15 protein-coding genes are annotated in these 15,359 nt (G+C 72.4%); 7 read left to right on the forward strand and 8 right to left on the reverse strand.

Translation table 11 applies throughout. The annotated features are described in order from the left end of the window. Positions 1–45: 45 nt before the first annotated feature. Together cheB and AB0C12_RS03330 are read left to right on the forward strand one after the other, a co-directional pair. The gene (gene cheB, locus AB0C12_RS03325; RefSeq protein WP_360543645.1) at positions 46–1,128 is read left to right on the forward strand and encodes a chemotaxis-specific protein-glutamate methyltransferase CheB; all 1,083 of its coding nucleotides are present in this window, start codon (positions 46–48) and stop codon (positions 1,126–1,128) included. After that, the gene (locus tag AB0C12_RS03330) at positions 1,125–3,209 is read left to right on the forward strand and encodes a response regulator (protein WP_360543647.1); all 2,085 of its coding nucleotides are present in this window, start codon (positions 1,125–1,127) and stop codon (positions 3,207–3,209) included. Before cheB ends, AB0C12_RS03330 begins: the two co-directional genes overlap by 4 nt. 2 nt (positions 3,210–3,211) lie before the next feature. Here AB0C12_RS03330 and AB0C12_RS03335 read toward each other — a convergent pair whose 3' ends face one another. Beyond that, complete coding sequence (locus tag AB0C12_RS03335; protein WP_360543649.1) at positions 3,212–3,883, reverse strand: GNAT family protein; 672 nt, start codon at positions 3,881–3,883, stop codon at positions 3,212–3,214. Positions 3,884–4,230: 347 nt separating this feature from the next. After that, positions 4,231–4,722: an AAA family ATPase gene (locus tag AB0C12_RS03340; RefSeq protein ID WP_360543651.1), complete on the reverse strand. Its 492-nt coding sequence runs from the start codon at positions 4,720–4,722 to the stop codon at positions 4,231–4,233. A 54-nt stretch (positions 4,723–4,776) separates the two neighbouring features. On the opposite strand from AB0C12_RS03340, the gene AB0C12_RS03345 reads away from it, so the two are divergent. Next, a complete protein-coding gene (locus tag AB0C12_RS03345; RefSeq protein ID WP_360543652.1) occupies positions 4,777–5,571 on the forward strand; it encodes a TetR family transcriptional regulator in 795 nt (264 codons plus the stop codon). Further along, the gene (locus AB0C12_RS03350) at positions 5,568–5,867 is read left to right on the forward strand and encodes a hypothetical protein (RefSeq protein WP_360543654.1); all 300 of its coding nucleotides are present in this window, start codon (positions 5,568–5,570) and stop codon (positions 5,865–5,867) included. The genes AB0C12_RS03345 and AB0C12_RS03350 overlap by 4 nt, the downstream gene beginning before the upstream one ends. Here the strand turns inward: AB0C12_RS03350 and AB0C12_RS03355 are convergent. The 3 genes from AB0C12_RS03355 to AB0C12_RS03365 all read right to left on the reverse strand — a co-directional run bounded on the left by AB0C12_RS03355 (position 5,852) and on the right by AB0C12_RS03365 (position 11,016). Beyond that, a complete protein-coding gene (locus AB0C12_RS03355) occupies positions 5,852–6,853 on the reverse strand; it encodes an alpha/beta hydrolase fold domain-containing protein (RefSeq protein WP_360543656.1) in 1,002 nt (333 codons plus the stop codon). The genes AB0C12_RS03350 and AB0C12_RS03355 overlap by 16 nt on opposite strands. Positions 6,854–7,729: 876 nt before the next feature. After that, the gene (locus tag AB0C12_RS03360; protein WP_360543658.1) at positions 7,730–10,291 is read right to left on the reverse strand and encodes an ABC transporter permease; all 2,562 of its coding nucleotides are present in this window, start codon (positions 10,289–10,291) and stop codon (positions 7,730–7,732) included. Next, positions 10,288–11,016 carry an ABC transporter ATP-binding protein gene (locus AB0C12_RS03365; RefSeq protein ID WP_360544916.1) on the reverse strand — a complete coding sequence of 243 codons (729 nt, stop codon included), beginning with the start codon at positions 11,014–11,016 and terminating at the stop codon, positions 10,288–10,290. The genes AB0C12_RS03360 and AB0C12_RS03365 overlap by 4 nt, the downstream gene beginning before the upstream one ends. A gap of 209 nt (positions 11,017–11,225) precedes the next feature. Here AB0C12_RS03365 and AB0C12_RS03370 point away from each other — a divergent pair, with 209 nt between their 5' ends. Together AB0C12_RS03370 and AB0C12_RS03375 are read left to right on the forward strand one after the other, a co-directional pair. Next, positions 11,226–12,401 (forward strand): histidine kinase, encoded by a 1,176-nt coding sequence (locus AB0C12_RS03370; RefSeq protein WP_360543660.1) that lies wholly within the window; start codon positions 11,226–11,228, stop codon positions 12,399–12,401. Further along, a complete protein-coding gene (locus AB0C12_RS03375; RefSeq protein WP_212989301.1) occupies positions 12,398–13,036 on the forward strand; it encodes a response regulator transcription factor in 639 nt (212 codons plus the stop codon). Before AB0C12_RS03370 ends, AB0C12_RS03375 begins: the two co-directional genes overlap by 4 nt. 6 nt (positions 13,037–13,042) lie before the next feature. Here AB0C12_RS03375 and AB0C12_RS03380 read toward each other — a convergent pair whose 3' ends face one another. Next, on the reverse strand, positions 13,043–13,612 hold the full coding sequence (locus AB0C12_RS03380; protein ID WP_360543662.1) for a TetR/AcrR family transcriptional regulator: 570 nt from the start codon (positions 13,610–13,612) through the stop codon (positions 13,043–13,045). Positions 13,613–13,673: 61 nt separating this feature from the next. On the opposite strand from AB0C12_RS03380, the gene AB0C12_RS03385 reads away from it, so the two are divergent. Next, positions 13,674–14,318 carry a class I SAM-dependent methyltransferase gene (locus AB0C12_RS03385; protein WP_360543664.1) on the forward strand — a complete coding sequence of 215 codons (645 nt, stop codon included), beginning with the start codon at positions 13,674–13,676 and terminating at the stop codon, positions 14,316–14,318. Here the strand turns inward: AB0C12_RS03385 and AB0C12_RS03390 are convergent. Together AB0C12_RS03390 and AB0C12_RS03395 are read right to left on the reverse strand one after the other, a co-directional pair. Then, the gene (locus AB0C12_RS03390; RefSeq protein ID WP_360543666.1) at positions 14,299–14,829 is read right to left on the reverse strand and encodes a GNAT family N-acetyltransferase; all 531 of its coding nucleotides are present in this window, start codon (positions 14,827–14,829) and stop codon (positions 14,299–14,301) included. The genes AB0C12_RS03385 and AB0C12_RS03390 overlap by 20 nt on opposite strands. A 25-nt stretch (positions 14,830–14,854) precedes the next feature. Then, entirely contained in the window at positions 14,855–15,343 is a 489-nt protein-coding gene (locus AB0C12_RS03395) for a MarR family winged helix-turn-helix transcriptional regulator (RefSeq protein WP_360543668.1), read from the reverse strand. Between the last annotated feature and the right edge of the window lie 16 nt (positions 15,344–15,359).

The following is a 15,359-nucleotide window of genomic DNA, read 5'->3' on the forward strand; positions in this document are numbered from 1 at the left end:
GAGCCGGGACATCCGTCGGCGGGCCATGCGAAAGGGGAGCCACGCATGATCCGCGTTCTGGTGGTCGAGGATTCGGCGACCATGCGCCACGCCCTGCGCGAGGCGCTCGCGACCGACCCCGAACTACAGGTGGTCGGTGAGGCACTCGACGGCGGGCAGGCCGTCGAACTGGTCGGACGGCTACGGCCCGACGTGGTCACCATGGACATGATGCTGCCCACGATGAGCGGGCTCGTCGCCACCGAGCACATCATGGCCGAGTTCCCGACGCCGATCCTGGTCGTCTCCTCTGCCGACCGGCAGGAGCTGTTCAGCACCTACAACGCGCTCGCCGCCGGCGCGGTGGACGTGCTGGAGAAGCCGCGTGGGGACGATTCCGACGCCGGGTGGGCACGCCGGCTGTGTTCGACCGTACGGCTGGTGTCGCGGATCCGCGTGATCACGCATCCGCGGGCGCGCCTCGACGGCCGCAGCCGTACGACGCCCGAGCCCGCCGTGCGTCCGCCGGCCGCTCCCCCGCTGCTCACCGCCGATGAGCCGCGCATCAAGGTGGTCGCTCTCGGGGCCTCGACCGGTGGTCCCGGGGCTCTGACCGAGCTGCTTCGCGCGCTGCCGGCCGGTTTCGCGCCGCCGGTGCTGTGCGTGCAGCACATCGCGGCCAGCGAGCCGTTCGCCGTGGCCTTCTCCGACTGGCTCGCCGGGCAGACCGGGCGCAACGTCAGCTATGCCGTGGACGGGATGTCCATGCGGGTGCTCAACGGCCGGATCCTGCTGGCCCCGCCGGACCGTCACCTGCTGGTCAGCGACGGCCACCTGCGGCTCAGTGAGGGACCGCCCCGGCATTCCTGCCGGCCGTCCGTCGACGTGCTCTTCGAGTCCGTTGCCGCCGAATACGGCCCGACGGCAGCCGGGTGCCTGCTCACGGGCATGGGTCGGGACGGTGCCCTCGGCCTCCTGCAGATGCGCGCGCGGGGCGGGCACACGTTCGCCCAGGACGAGGGGAGCTGTGTCGTCTACGGCATGCCGCGGGAGGCCGCGCTGCTCGGCGCGGCCGGTTTCATCATGCCGCCCTCGCGGATAGCCGGGCGCCTCGGTGAGTTGTCGTCCGACGTGGGGGTGCGGCGATGAGCCATCCGACCCACGAGGCGGTCGGCCGGCTCGCCCAGCCGTCCACGTCCGCGACCACCGTTCATCAGGCCGATCGCGGCACTGAAGAGCGCCGCGACACCGGTATCGGCCCGCCGGTGGACAAGCACACGGTGCTGATCGTCGATGACAGTCTCACCGTACGGATGGATCTGCACGAGGCTTTCGAAGCCGACGGCTTCCGGTCGATTCTCTGCGCCAACGGCGCCGAGGCGCGGGCGGCGTTCGCCGGTGCGCATTTTGACGTCGCGGTGCTCGACGTGCTGTTACCCGATGCCGACGGGGTCGAACTGCTGCGGGAGTTGCGAGCCCATCCCGGCCGGGAAGGCACGGTCACCGTGCTGCTCTCCAGCGAGGCGGAGGTCGCCGATCGGCTGCACGGGCTGCGGACCGGGGCTGACGAGTACGTCGGCAAGCCTTACGACGCCGGTTATGTCGTGGCGCGGGCGCGGCAGTTGCTCGGCGAGGACCCTTTCCGCATCGACGACCGCACTACGGTGCTGGTCATCGACGACAGCATCACCTTCCGGGAGACGCTGCGGGAGCTGCTGGAGCCCGAGGGGTACGCCGTCATCACGGCCAACTCCGGCGAGGAGGGCCTGCGCACGGCGGCCGACCGCAGGCCGCAGGCCGTCATCGTGGACGGGGTCATGCCGGGCATCGACGGCGCGACCGTCATTCGGCGGCTGCGGCTCGATCCGGCGCTGCGGGACATTCCTTGCCTGTTGATGACGGCGTCGGACGACTACGCGACCGAGGTGCAGATGCTGGAGGCGGGCGCCGACGCGTTCGTCCGCAAGCAGCAGGACCTGGCCGTCGTGCTCGCCAAGCTCGCCGCCGTGCTGCGGACCAGCGCCGAGCAACTGCCCATCGAGGTCACCGGGAGCCTGCACGGGCCGGGCAAGGTGCTCACCGTGACGTCGGACCGGCAGCGGCTGCTCGCGCTGGGCGATGCGCTGCGCGACGACGGGTACGACGTGGTGCCCGCCGGCACCGCCGACGACGCCCTCGATCTGCTGGCGGCGCAACCGGTCGACTGCATCGTGCTGAGTCTCGACGGCGCCGGTGCCGACGCCCGGGAGATCTGCCGCCGGATCAAGGAGGTTCCGCAGATCGGCGACACTCCCGTCATCATGATCGGGGACCACGACGACGCCATGCTGGACTGCCTGGCCGCGGGGGCCGACGACTACGTGCGCTCCGCCGACGGGCCGGAGACGTTGCGGGCCCACGTACGCGGGCAGATCCGCCGCAAGCAGTCCCTCGACGAGAGCCGGCGGATTCGCGAGGAGCTGATGCGGCGTGAGCTCGACGCGGCCGGCGAACGGGCGGCGCGGCAGCTCGCGGAGACGCGGGCGGCGCTGGTCGAGGAGCTGGAGTGGCGCAACCGCGAGCTGGAGGCGTTCAGCGGTTCGGTCTCCCATGACCTGCGCGGCCCGTTGCAGGTGATCAGCAGTTTCGCGGAGACCATCCTGGACGAGGACGACGAGCCGCTCAGCGAGCAGGTCCGGCACCGGGTGGAACGCATCCACGCCGCGGCCGGGCGGATGGCGGATCTGGTGGAGTCGCTGCTGATCCTGGCCCGGGCCAGCCGTGGTGAGCTACGCCGGGAACGCTTCGACCTGACCGCGACGGCCTGGCAGGTGATCGGCGAGGTCACGGCTCGAGAACCGGACCGTGAGATCCGGTTCACGGTCGCGGACGACATGACCGCCGACGGTGACGAGGGGCTGGTCCGGGTCATCCTGGAAAACCTGATCAACAACGCCTGCAAGTTCACCCGGCGGGTGACCGAGCCCGTGATCGAGGTCGGCTGGAGCGGGCCGGGTGAGAGCCCGAGGTACCACATCCGTGACAACGGGGCGGGCTTCCCGTCCGGGAAGGCGATCGAGCTGTTCCGGCCGTTCGCCCGGCTGCACAACGCGGCCGACTTCCCCGGCACCGGCATCGGCCTGACAACCGTGCACCGGGCCGTGGAACGCCACGGCGGCGAGATCCACGCCGAGGGCGAGGACGGGCGGGGCGCGACTTTCTGGTTCACCCTCCCGCCGGCGCACCGATGAGATCAGCGCAGGCCGAACCACGGCAGGCACGGCGTGAGCCCATCAACGGTCACCTCGGGCCGGGCGTGAGGGTGGGCGCCCGCGGGCGAACTGCCGTGTCCCGCGGCCCGCCAGGCGTCCACGGTGAGCCGGAAATTCCGTAACTCAGCCACCTCACCACCGGGCACGACGATCAGGCCGACCCCGTTCTCGGCGTAACCGATGCGGCGCGACACCCCTAGGGACGCCGCGTTGCCCGCGACGGCCGACGACACCGCCGCGACCGCTCCCAAGTGGTCGAAGGCGAGGCCGAGCACCGCCGTTCGCATCGCCACCCCGAGCCCACGCCCGCGCACGCCCGGGACCAGCCAGGACGCCGAATCCACGGTACGCAGCGCCGGGAAGTTCTCGGCCTCCAGCGTCTGCACCCCGACGAGCTCGTTGCGGTACGTGACCGCGAAGTGCAGCACCCACGCCGAGGGTGACCACGTGCCGAGCGACTTCCAGTAACCCTGGTAGAAAAGCCGGCGCTGGTTCGCCTCGGCGCTCAGGTCCGGGAAGAGTTCGAGGCTCGGGTCCTGCTCGAAGTCGGCCGGCAGGATCGCGGCCAGCGCGGGCAGGTCTGCCTCGCGGACAGGCCGTAGAGAGACCTCGCGGCAGGTCAGCCGCAGCTCGGTCAGTGGCCAGTCACTCACGCAGACCCAACTCCCTCGTCAGACGACCAGTCGCCACTATCGCCGGGGTCCCGGCCGAGCCTGGGCCTGCCGGCGCCGACCACCACGTCGTCCAGCCTCGCGGCGAGCCCGGGCAGGGATGCCGAGCGAGTAGACGTCCAGGTTAGTGGGCGCCCGCCGCGACCGGTCTCACCGCCCGCCGGAACCGCACCGAATGGGACCGCGCCGCCTTCGAGTGCCGGCCACCGCGTTTTGCCGCCGCTGTCCCCGCACCCCGGTCCTGATCACCGCGCGTGGCCCGATGGTAGGGGACGCGACCGGGCTGTTCATCCGAAGCACCCGGCTACCGGCCATGGCGGGTGCGTCGGTCACGGCGTGAATCCGGTGTGGCGGACCACGTCGGCCTGGCACTCGTTCAGCGGCCGGGTCGTATCGACGATCAGCCGCTCATCGCTGCGCGGCTCATAGGCGTCCGCCGCCAGCGGGACGAGCAGATCCGGTTCCCGCTCGGCGATCCGGTCGAGCCGGGCCGCGTCCGGGCAGGCAGTCTCGATCACGACGTGCCGGGCCTGCACCGACCGGGCCAGATCACGCCAGCCGAGACGGGCCGCCTCCACCGGGTTCACCGCGTCCGCGATCACCGTGAGCCCGCGCCGGAGGTGGCTCGCCGCCACGTCGTGGGCGATCGAGTACGCCGCCACCCCGGTCTGACCCGCCGTCAGCCCGTTGCGTCGCATCGCGCCCTCGATCTCGTCGATACGCAGCCACACCGCTCCGCTGCGGTCCGCGAGATGAGCGGCCAATGTGGACTTGCCGGTGCCCGGCAGCCCGCCGAATTCGATCAACGTTCCATTCGCCATACAGCGTGTATAGTTATTCGCTATACACGGCGTCAAGTATTTGGGAGAGCGACGATGCGGCGAGCCGAGGCCACCGCGGCGACCCGGCAGGCGGTCATCGTCGCTGCCCGCGAGCTGCTTGCCACCGTGCCGTGGCGGGAGTTCACCCTCGAAGCCGTCGCCACCCGGGCCGGGGTCACCCGGGTCACCGTCTACAACCAGGTGCGCAACAAGGCCGGGCTGCTCGACGCGGTGCTCACCGAGCTGACCAGCCGGGCCGGCATGGATCAGCTGCTGACCGCGTCGCGTGACCTGGGCTCGGACGAGGCGCTGGCCTTTGTCGTCGAGCAGACCTGTCGCTTCTGGCACGGCGAGCGAGCGGTGCTGCGGCCGCTCTTCGGGCTGGCAGCGGTCGACGCCGGCATCGCGGAACATCTGGCCGCACGCGAGGACCGGCGGCGCGAGCAGTTCCGGCGGTTGCTGGCCGGGCGGGGCGAGGCAGTGCCGCCCCGGCACGGCGAGACAGCGCCGCCCAGACAGAGCGAGACAGCGCCGCCCAGACAGAGCGAGACAGCGCCGCCCAGGCAGAGCGAGACAGCGCCGCCCAGGCAGAGCGAGACAGCGCCGCCCAGGCAGAGCGAGACAGCGCCGCCCAGGCAGAGCGAGACAGCACCGCCCAGGCAGAGCGAGACAGCGCCGCCCAGGCAGAGCGAGACAGCGCCGCCCGAGCAGGGTGAGGCGGTGCTGGCCGGGGTGGTGGCGGCGACGTCGTTTCCGGCGTACGACGCGCTCGGGGTGGTGGGTGACGATCCGGCGCTGGCCGCGGGGCTGGTCCTGCGGATGGTTCACGGCCTAGTGTCGAACGGGTGATCGCACGCATGTGGCGTGGCTGGGTCGCCACCGACCGGGCCGCCGAATACGTCGCCTACATCGAGGAGACCGGCATGGCCGCCTACCGCGGCACGCCGGGCAACGTCGACGCGCAGATGTGGACCCGGGATCTGGGTGACGGCCGCACCGAGGTCGTCACGCTGAGCTGGTGGGAGTCGATCGAGGTGATTCAGCGCTTCGCGGGCTCGGACATCTCCCGGGCCGTCTTCTATCCCGAGGACGACGAGTTCCTGATCGGCCGCGAGGACACGGTCGCGCACTACACGGTGACGTAGGGACCGGTCTGGAGGATGCGCCACAGCCATCCGACCCGCGCGGCCCGCGCCTCGCCCGAGATCCGCACCTCCGGGGCCAGGTGGTCGAACGCGTGGAATCCGCCCGCCCACACGTGCAGGTCGGCCCGCCCGCCTGCCGCCCAGATCCGCTGGGCGAAGGTGACGTCCTCGTCCAGGAAGATGTCGGCGGTGCCCACGTCGATGAAGGCCGGCGGCAGACCGGACAGGTCGGTGGCGCGCGCCGGCGCGGCGTAAGGCGGGACGTCCGGGCCGCCGCGGGCGGCCCCGAGCAGGGCGGTCCAGCCGGTCAGGTTCGAGACCGAGCTCCACGTGTCGTACGGGCGCACCGGCGCGTCCACCCTCCGGTCGTCCAGCATCGGGCACATCAGCAGCAGCCCAGCCAGATCCGCGCCGCCGCGGTCGCGGTGCAGCAGCGCTGTCCCCGCCGCCAGCCCACCACCGGCGCTGGTGCCGGCCAGCACCACCCGGCCGTCGATGCCCAGCTCGTCGAGGTGGGACAAGGTCCAGGTGAGCGCGGCGTGACAATCCTCGACGCCGGCCGGGTACGGATGCTCGGGCGCCAGCCGGTACGCGACCGAGACGAGCACGACGCCGACCCGCTCGACCCATTCCAGGATCCCGGGCAGGTCACTCCGCTCATCTCCGGCGATCATCCCGCCGCCGTGCAGGTAGACGACCCCGGGCAGCGGCCCTTCCACCCCGGCCGGCCGGGCGATCAGGACGCTGGTCTCCCCCGCTTGCCGGGTCTCCAACGTGATCCGGCCGTCCCGCGACAACAACTCGTCGGTGGGCCGCAGCTCGGCGCCGAGCGCCCGCCGGGCCGGCAACAGGTCGAGGGTCAACGGGCGCGGAGTCGCCGCCATGATCGTCGGCAACGGCTCGCGCAGCTCGGGATCCACCGCCGCGAGATCCGCACGATAGAGCGGCTCGGTTTCGGCGGCACGGTTTGCGGGCTGATCGGTCACCTCAGAAATCTATCCGCCGGGTACGACAACAACGAGGCTGCGAACGCCGGAGTCGTCGCGGACATCGGCCCGCAGGACGGACCGGCGCAGAGGGAGCGGAGAGGAGCGCAGACAGACCAGCACAGCGTGAGCGGAGGGAGACGCGAACGGCCCGGCACAACTGAGCGGAGAGAGACGAAAACGAACCGGCACAGACCGTGCGGAGCTAGAGGCGCAGAGGGACTGGGGAGGGAGGACGCGGAAGCGCGGAAGCGCGGAAGGCCCGGAAGCGCGCAAGGCCCGGAAGCGCGCAAGGCGCGCAAGGCGCGGAAGCGCGGAAGGCCCGGAAGCGCGCAAGGCCCGGAAGCGCGCAAGGCCCGGAAGCGCGCAAGGCCCGGAAGCGCGCAAGGCCCGGAAGCGCGGAAGGCCGGAAGCGCGCAAGGCGCGGAAGCGCGCAAGGCGCGAAAGCGCGCAAGGCGCGAAAGCGCGCAAGGCCCGGAAGCGCGCAAGGCCCGGAAGCGCGGAAGGCCCGGAAGCGCGCAAGGCCCGGAAGCGCGCAAGGCCCGGAAGCGCGCAAGGCCCGGAAGCGCGGAAGGCCGGAAGCGCGCAAGGCGCGAAAGCGCGCAGGGCGCGCAAGGCCCGGAAGCGCGCAAGGCCCGGAAGCGCGCAAGGCCCGCAAGCGCGCAAGGCCCGCAAGCGCGCAAGGCCCGCAAGGCGCGGAAGACACCAAGCAAGCCGAAGAAGCCGAAGGAACGGAGGGCACGGAAGCCACCGAACAAGTCAAAGAAGCCGAAGAGACGGAAGAAACGGAGGGCGCCGCATACAAGCCAGGCCCAGGAAACGAGGGCCACCCCCGGCGGAAACGAACCGCCGAGAGCGACCCCCGCTCCCACCTGATCACCCGTCAGTAGCCAGCGCAGCAACCGGACTGACCCGGGAAGCCCGCCGAGCCGGCAACACCCCCGCGACCGCCGTGAAAATCACCAGCGTCAGGAACACCGCCGCCAGCTGCCACACCGGCAGGGCCAGCGGCGCGTTCACTCCCAGCGCCTTGATCGACAGCCACGCGTACGGCACCCCCAGGATCAGGCCGATCGTCGCGCCGATCACGCCGTAGAGGCTTGATTCCGCGGTCAGCATCGCTCGCAGGCCGCCGCGGGACAGGCCCACCGCCCGCAGCAGGCCTGATTCTCGGACCCGTTCCACCACCGACAGCGCCGTTGTCGTGCCCACGCCGACCACGGCGATCAGGACCGTCAGTCCGACCAGGCCGATCGCCACCGCCAGGACGCCGTTCAGGATCAGGTTGAACTGGTCCCGCTGGTCGGCCAGGACCGTGACGCCCAGGCCTGTCCGTCCCTGGACCAGCTGCTGCATGGCCTTCTGTCCGGCGGTGCGCCCGTCCTCGCCCGATTGTGCCGCGTCGGCCAGCAGTCCGGAGTAGGTCGCCGGCGCTCCGAGCTTGGTCAGGTCGCTCGGGTCCAGCAGCAGGGACGACTGCAGCGGCCCGGTGTCCGGCAGGACTGCCGCGACCGTGACCTGGAGCTTCTTCTTGCCGCTGGTCAGCGTCGTGGTGTCGCCGACCGCCAGTCCGGACAGGTCCGTGGCGAAGCCGGAGATCGCCACCGCGCCGGGTTTGATGCCGGCCAGTGTGCCGGCCGACACGTCGATGTTCTTCATGGTCGGCAGCGCGTCCATGTCGAGGTCGGTGGCCTGCAGCTGGGACTCGTCGGCGCCGATCGTGACCGTGTCGAGGCGCCGGTACGGCGTCACGTGGGCCAGGTCGGGGCTGGCTTTCGCCTGGTCGACCAGGGCAGCCGGCACCCGCTCGTCGGCATTGGCGGCGAGTTCGTAGTCGGCGGGTACGGCCGAGGCCATCTCGCGGTCGGCGAGGACCCGGACCGAGGCCCCGGTCACCACGACGCCGGCGATCAGGGTGACGCCGAGCGCCACGACGACCGACACCGCTGCGGCCCGCCGGGGCGCTCCGCCGACTCCGCCCACCGCGAGCCGGCCGACGGCGCCGAGGCGGCGCAGCGGCCAGCCCACCGTGGCCAGTACCGGGCGGACCAGGACCGGACCCAGCGCCATCAGGGCGAAGAAGGCCAGCGCTCCGGAGACGACCACCGTCAGCAGCATCGGTCCGGGCGTGTAGTTCTTGGCGTCGCGGTCCGGCAGGTTGGCGATCACGTACGCGGCCGCGCCGGCCGCCATCAGCGTGAGCAGCAGCCCGAACGCCCAGCGCAGCTTGCCGATGTCACGCCGGCCGCCGGTGGTGCTGGCCGAGCGCAGCGCCTCCAGCGGGGCGACCTTCGCGGCCGAGAACGCCGGGGCCAGCACGGCCAGCACGGTGATCAGCACGGACAGCAGGATCACCCCGACCGCGGGCAGCAGCGGGACACCGGGCGAGGACACCGCGACGTCGAAGGCGCGCAGTACCGGTGGCAGGGCGTGGCCGACGGCCAGGGCCCCCAGCACGCCGACCAGGCCGGCGACGAATCCGGTCAGTGCGCCTTCGGCGGCCAGCGCCCGGCTGATCGAGCTGCGTCCGGCCCCGACCGCCCGCAGCAGCGCCAGCTGGCGCATCCGCTGGGCGAACACGATCCGGAACGTGGAGGTGGCGACCAGCCCGGCGGCGACCACGGCGATGGCCACGAACATCCCGACGACGGCGAACAGCTCGTTGAGATCGGAGGCCGCGCGGTTCGCCTCGTCGGTGCGCACGTCCGCGCCGGCCCGGATCAGCGCGCGTTCGGCGCCCTCGGGCGGGGCCGGCATGCTCTGCACGATCCGGTCGAGCTCCGCGCGGACGGCGGTGGCGTCGGCTCCCGGGGCCAGGCGCAGGTCCACCTTGAACAGGGTGGTGTCGGGGCTCAGGGCCAGGATGGTGGCCGTCGGGGCGTACGCGGTGGAGCCGTAGTCGTCGCGGGCGTCGGCCAGGCCGGTGACCGTGAGCCGCACGGGTTTTCCGGGCTTGCCGTCGTCGTCCCAGCTGGTGACCAGTGAGACGGTGCTGCCCACGGGCAGGCCCATCCGGTCGGCCGTGCGCGGGGTCACCGCGATCTCGCCCGGCGCGGACGGGTACCGGCCCTGGGTGACGTGGGCGACGGCCAGCGGGCCGCTGCCCGGGTCGGCCGTGATGTTCAGGTAGTCGCTGCCGGTCTGGCCGCCGAAGTCGGTGCGCCCGGCCGCCTCGGCGACACCGGGCACCGCCTGGAGGCGGGCCAGGTCGGCGCGGGTGATGGTCGGCATGTTGCCGGTCTCCGACTCCCCGCCGACGACGAGGTCGACGGCGGCGGGCGTGCCGCTGAGGCCGTCGAGCATGGTGCGCTCGGTGATCTGCTGGGCCAGGACGGTGGCGTAGACCACGAAGGACGCCACGAGCATGGCCAGGCCGGTGAGCAGCAGCCGGGCCGGGCGCCGGGAGACCCCGGCGAGCTGGGTACGGAGCACGTTCACCGGTACGTCCCCAGGTGCTGCAGGGCGTCGGCGATCGACGCGCGGTCGGGGCGGTCGAGTTCGCCGGCCACCTTGCCGTCGGCCAGCAGCACGACCCGGTCGGCGTACGCGGCCGCGCCCGGGTCGTGGGTGACCATGACGATGGTCTGGCCGAGTTCGCGGACGGAGTTGCGCAGGAACGACAGCACCTCGGCGCCGGAGCGGGAGTCCAGGTTGCCGGTCGGCTCGTCGGCGAAGACGACCTCGGGGCGGGAGACCAGCGCCCGGGCCAGCGCGACCCGCTGCTGCTGGCCGCCGGAGAGCTCGCTGGGCCGGTGGGTGAGCCGCCCCTTGAGGCCGAGCACGTCGGCGAGGTGGGCGAACAGCCCGGACTCGGCCCGCCGGCCGGCCAGGTCCAGCGGCAGGGTGATGTTCTGCTCGGCGGTGAGCTGCGGGAGCAGGTTGAACGACTGGAAGACGAAGCCGATCCGCTCGCGGCGGACCCGGGTCAGGACCTTGTCGCTGAGCACGGTCAGGTCGGTGCCGCCCAGCAGCGCCCGGCCCGAGGTGGCCGTGTCGAGCCCGGCCAGGCAGTGCATCAGCGTGGACTTGCCGGAGCCGGACGGTCCCATGATGGCGGTGAACTGGGCGCGGGCGAAGCCGACCGTCACGCCGTCGAGGGCGCGGACGGCGGTCTCTCCGCTGCCGTACACCTTGACCAGGTCCACGGCGGCGACGGCGGTCATGCCGTCGTCGGGGCCGGCCATCGACGACGTCGGAGAGGCGGCCGGGGACTGCGTTCTCATCAGGGATCCTCCAGGGGTCAGCGAAACTGGGAGCAGCCTGATGGTCGGGAGGCACCGCGCACATCAGCCCGCAGCGGGGATCGGCGGCTGCGGCGGATCTGTCTTTCGGCCGATGGAGCCGCGTTGAGCAGCGGTTACGCTGGGTCACGATGTTGACGCGACCGAACCTGATCCGCCGTGGCGCTCAGCTGGCCACCCTGCTGGTGATGGCCATGCTGGGGCTGATCGACCTGGCCTCCGCCGTGTCCGCGGGCGGGTTGCCGCTGGCCCTCGCGCTGTTCATCGGCGCTCTGTCGACGGCCGCCGTGTGGCTGCCCGCCCACCGGCAGGGTTCGGCCCGGCTGCCCCGGGCGGCGATGCTGCTGGCCGCGTTCTCCCTGCTGCTGACCATCGGGATCGGGGGCGCCTCGGGCGGGGTCGGGGGCAGCTTCGGCCTGGCCGAGTCGGTCGGGCTGCTCGCGGTCATGTTCGTGGTGTGCCGCCGGGGCGACAGCCGGTGGGCGGTCGGCGCCGTGCTGCTGCTCGGCATGGCGATCGGGTTCATGCCGCTGCGGGCCGGCGCCGGCTCCGAGAACGTCATCGCCGGCCTGGCCCTGGGGCTGGTCGCCACCGCGATCATCGCGCTGGCGGTCTACCTGCGCATCATCGAGTCGACCCGGGTACGCGCGATGGACTCGGTCCGCGCCGAGCAGCGCGCCGAGTTCGCCCGGGACCTGCACGACTTCATCGCCCACCACGTCACCGGCATCGTGGTGCAGGCCCAGGGCGCGCGGTTCATCGCCGAGCAGGACCCCAAGCGGGTGCTGCTGGCACTGGAGCAGATCGAGGCGGCCGGTGCCGAGACGATGGCCTCGATGCGCCGGATGGTCGGGGTGCTGCGTGATCCGGACGCCCGGCCGGACGCGCCGCTCGCGCCGCTGGCCGGGGTGGACGAGCTGGCCCCGCTGCTGGAGCAGTTCAGCAACGCGGGGGACGTGCTGGCCCGGCTGCACGTGGACGGCAGCACGGTGGGGCTCCCGGTGGAGGTGTCCACGTCGGCGTACCGGGTGGTGATGGAGGCGCTGACCAACATCCGCCGGCACGCCAAGGACGCGCGGGTCGCGGACGTGTGGGTGCGCCGTACCGCCGATTGGTTGCTCGTCCGGGTGGCGAACGACGGCGCGGCTCCGCGCGCCGCGATGCCGCGCGAGGCCCCGGGGTACGGTCTCGTGGGCCTGACCGAACGGGTCCGCGCGGTCGGCGGTCGCATCACCGCCGGGCCGGGCATCGACGGCGGCTGGGTCGTCGACGCCGCCCTGCCGCTCGACCAGGAGGTGACGCGGTGATCCGCGTGATGATCGCCGACGACCAGGCGATGGTACGGACCGGCTTCGGCATGATCATCGGCGCGCAGCCCGACATGGAGCTGATCGGCGAGGCCGCGGACGGCGTCGAGGCGGTGGCGATGGCCCGCAAGCTCAAGCCGGACGTGGCGCTCTTCGACATCCGGATGCCCCGGATGGACGGCCTGGAGGCCCTGCGGCTGCTGGCCGGGCCGGGCGTCGCGGATCCGATCAAGGTGGTCGTCGTGACGACCTTCGACCTCGACGAGTACGTGCATCAGGCGCTGCGCAACGGCGCGGCTGGTTTCCTGCTGAAGGACTCGGGGCCGGCGCTGCTGGTGGAGGCGGTACGCGCGGCGGTGTCCGGGGACGCGCTGATCAGCCCGTCGATCACCGTACGGCTGCTGGAGCATCTGTCCCCACCGGCCCCGACCGGCGACGACGGCGGATTGTCCCCGCGTGAGCTGGACGTGGTCAAGCTGGCCGCCCGCGGGCTGACCAACGCGGAGATCGCGACGCAGCTGTTCATCTCGGTCGGCACCGTCAAGACCCACCTGGGCAGCGTGCAGACCAAGCTCGGGGCCCGCAACCGGGTGGAGATCGCCGCCTGGGCCTGGGAACGCCGCCTGGTCGGCTGAGCGGCCCTACGCCACCACCTGCCGGACCAGGGTCTCGACGAAGTCCGGGGTGACCGGCTGCCCGGTGACCAGAACGCGGTAGTAGACCGGGCCGACCAGCCGGTCGACGGCCGCGTCGAGGTCCGTGTCCGAGGGCAGCTCACCGCGGGCGACCGCGCGTTCCAGCGGGCGGCGGTCGCGTGCCCGCTGGTGGGTGAGGTGCTCGGCGCGCAGCCGGGCCGCCAGTGCGGGGTCGTGCATCGACTGCCCGGTGAGCGCGCGGAAGACCGCGCCGGCGTCCGACCGGGTCAGGTACTGCGCGAGGTTCTCCAGGTGCGCGCGCAGGTCACCGGCCAGGTCGCCGGTGTCCGCCGGTTCCAGGTCCTGCGCGGCGTCGGCGGCGAACGCGTCGAACAGCACGTCGGTCTTCGAGGGCCACCAGCGGTAGATGGTCTGTTTGGCGACCCCCGCGCGGGCCGCGATCCCCTCGATCGTCAGCTGGGCGAAGCCCTTCTCGGCGAGCAGGTCGTCCGCTGCCTGCAACACACTCAGCCGGGCCTGCTCGCTGCGGCCGTGCCGGTTCCCGCGATGGTTCACGCCGTCTCCTCCGTCTGCCCGCAACCTTGCCTGGACGCAACGTTGCGTCTACTCTACCGCCATGCCCAACACCTTGCACCGCGCCCCCGTACCCGCGCTCCTGGAACGCCTCTTCGACGCGGCGGCGCGCGACCCCGACCTGTGGCCAGCCGACCGTCCCTTCGTCACCGCGCCGCCCCAGGAGCGAGCAGACACGCTGGACCGGGTGTACATGCCGATCTCGGCCCGCGGCGGCGACCTGCTCTACACCCTGGTACGCGCGACCCGTCCCGCCACGGTGGTCGAGTTCGGCACCTCCTACGGCGTGTCGACGATCTACCTGGCGGCCGGGGTCACCGACAACGGCCGGGGGCACGTCTTCAGCACCGAGCTGAGCGGCACCAAAGTGGCGGCGGCCCGGGCCAACCTGGCCGAGGCCGGACTCGACCGGGCCGTGACGGTCCTGCGCGGCGACGCCCTCCAGACGCTGGCCGCGGTGCCCGGTCAGGTTGACTTCCTGCTGCTGGACGGCTGGAAGGACCTCTGCCTGCCAGTCTTGCGCTTGCTGGAGCCGCGGCTCGCTGCGGGCGCGCTGGTGGTCGCCGACGACACCGGCATGACGAGCATGGCGCCCTATCTCGCCTACGTCCGGGACCCGGCCCACGGCTACACCACTGTGGACTTCCCGGTCGAGGACGGGATGGAACTCAGCTGCCGGACGTGGTGATCCAGTAGCGGCGCAGCCGGCCGATCTCGGTGTCGCGGATGTCCTCCAGCTCGCCGCCGTTGCGCTCGATCGTGCGGCGGGAGCCCTCGTTGGCCACGTTGCAGGTGACCAGGACGCGGGCCAGGCCGAGCTTGGCCGCGTACGGCAGGACCTCGCCCAGCGCGAAGGACGCCAGGCCGCGGCGGCGGGCCGACGGCCGTACGCCGTAACCGATGTGCCCGCCGGCCCGCAGCAGGAAGTCGTTGAGCTCGTGGCGCAGCGCGATCGCGCCGAGCACCTCGTCGTCCTCGACGATCCACCAGTACGTGCAGTGGACCAGGCCCTCCGGCTGCGCGACGGCCGGATCCGCGTCCCGCAGCAGCCGGCGCACCCAGGCGGCGAAGCCGTCCGGGGTGTCCACGTCGTCCTCCGGCCGCAGGCCCGCACCGTCCTGGTGGGCGCCGCCCCACTCGTCGCGCGAGCGCAGCCAGGATTCGCGGAGCCGGGCGGTGGGTGCGATGAGTTCGGCCATGCCGGCGACATTATCGGCCGGGCGCTCAGCCCGGAAAGGCATTACGGGCGTCGCCCGGCTCCAGGCGCTCCAGCAGGCGGCGGGCCATCGCGCCGAGCTGGTCGAGCTCCTCCGGGGACAACGCGTCCAGCACCAGGGTGCGGACGGCTTCCACGTGCCCCGGCGCGCTGGCCAGGACCTTCTCCCAGCCGGCCTCGGTGAGCACCGCGTTGGTGTAGCGGCCGTCCGACGGGCAGGCCCTGCGCTCGATCCAGCCGCGGGCCTCCAGGCGCTTGACCACGTGGGAGAGCCGGGACAGCGAGCCGTTGGCCAGCGCGGCCAGGGCGCTCATCCGGCGGGTCCGCTCGGGGGCCTCGGAGAGGTTGGCCAGGACGAGGTACTCGAAGTGGCTCAGGCCCGAGTCGCGCTGCATCTGGGCGTCCAGGGCGGCGGGGAGTTTCAGCAGCAGGCCACCGACGGGCAGCCAGGCCCGCAGCTCGTCGGGGCTGAGCCAGCGCGGCGGTTCGGCGGTCACCGGCCCATCGTACTGT

The organism is Actinoplanes sp. NPDC048967, from assembly GCF_040649415.1.
Classification (GTDB): Bacteria; Actinomycetota; Actinomycetes; order Mycobacteriales; family Micromonosporaceae; genus Actinoplanes.

Bases quoted from the DNA above. Each gene is read 5' to 3' on its own strand.
- cheB (WP_360543645.1), top strand. From the start codon at position 46: ATGATCCGCGTTCTGGTGGTCGAGGATTCGGCGACCATGCGCCACGCC.
- AB0C12_RS03330 (WP_360543647.1), top strand. From the start codon at position 1,125: ATGAGCCATCCGACCCACGAGGCGGTCGGCCGGCTCGCCCAGCCGTCC.
- AB0C12_RS03340 (WP_360543651.1), bottom strand. From the start codon at position 4,722: ATGGCGAATGGAACGTTGATCGAATTCGGCGGGCTGCCGGGCACCGGC.
- AB0C12_RS03345 (WP_360543652.1), top strand. From the start codon at position 4,777: ATGCGGCGAGCCGAGGCCACCGCGGCGACCCGGCAGGCGGTCATCGTC.
- AB0C12_RS03365 (WP_360544916.1), bottom strand. From the start codon at position 11,016: ATGACCGCCGTCGCCGCCGTGGACCTGGTCAAGGTGTACGGCAGCGGA.
- AB0C12_RS03370 (WP_360543660.1), top strand. From the start codon at position 11,226: ATGTTGACGCGACCGAACCTGATCCGCCGTGGCGCTCAGCTGGCCACC.
- AB0C12_RS03385 (WP_360543664.1), top strand. From the start codon at position 13,674: ATGCCCAACACCTTGCACCGCGCCCCCGTACCCGCGCTCCTGGAACGC.
- AB0C12_RS03390 (WP_360543666.1), bottom strand. From the start codon at position 14,829: ATGGCCGAACTCATCGCACCCACCGCCCGGCTCCGCGAATCCTGGCTG.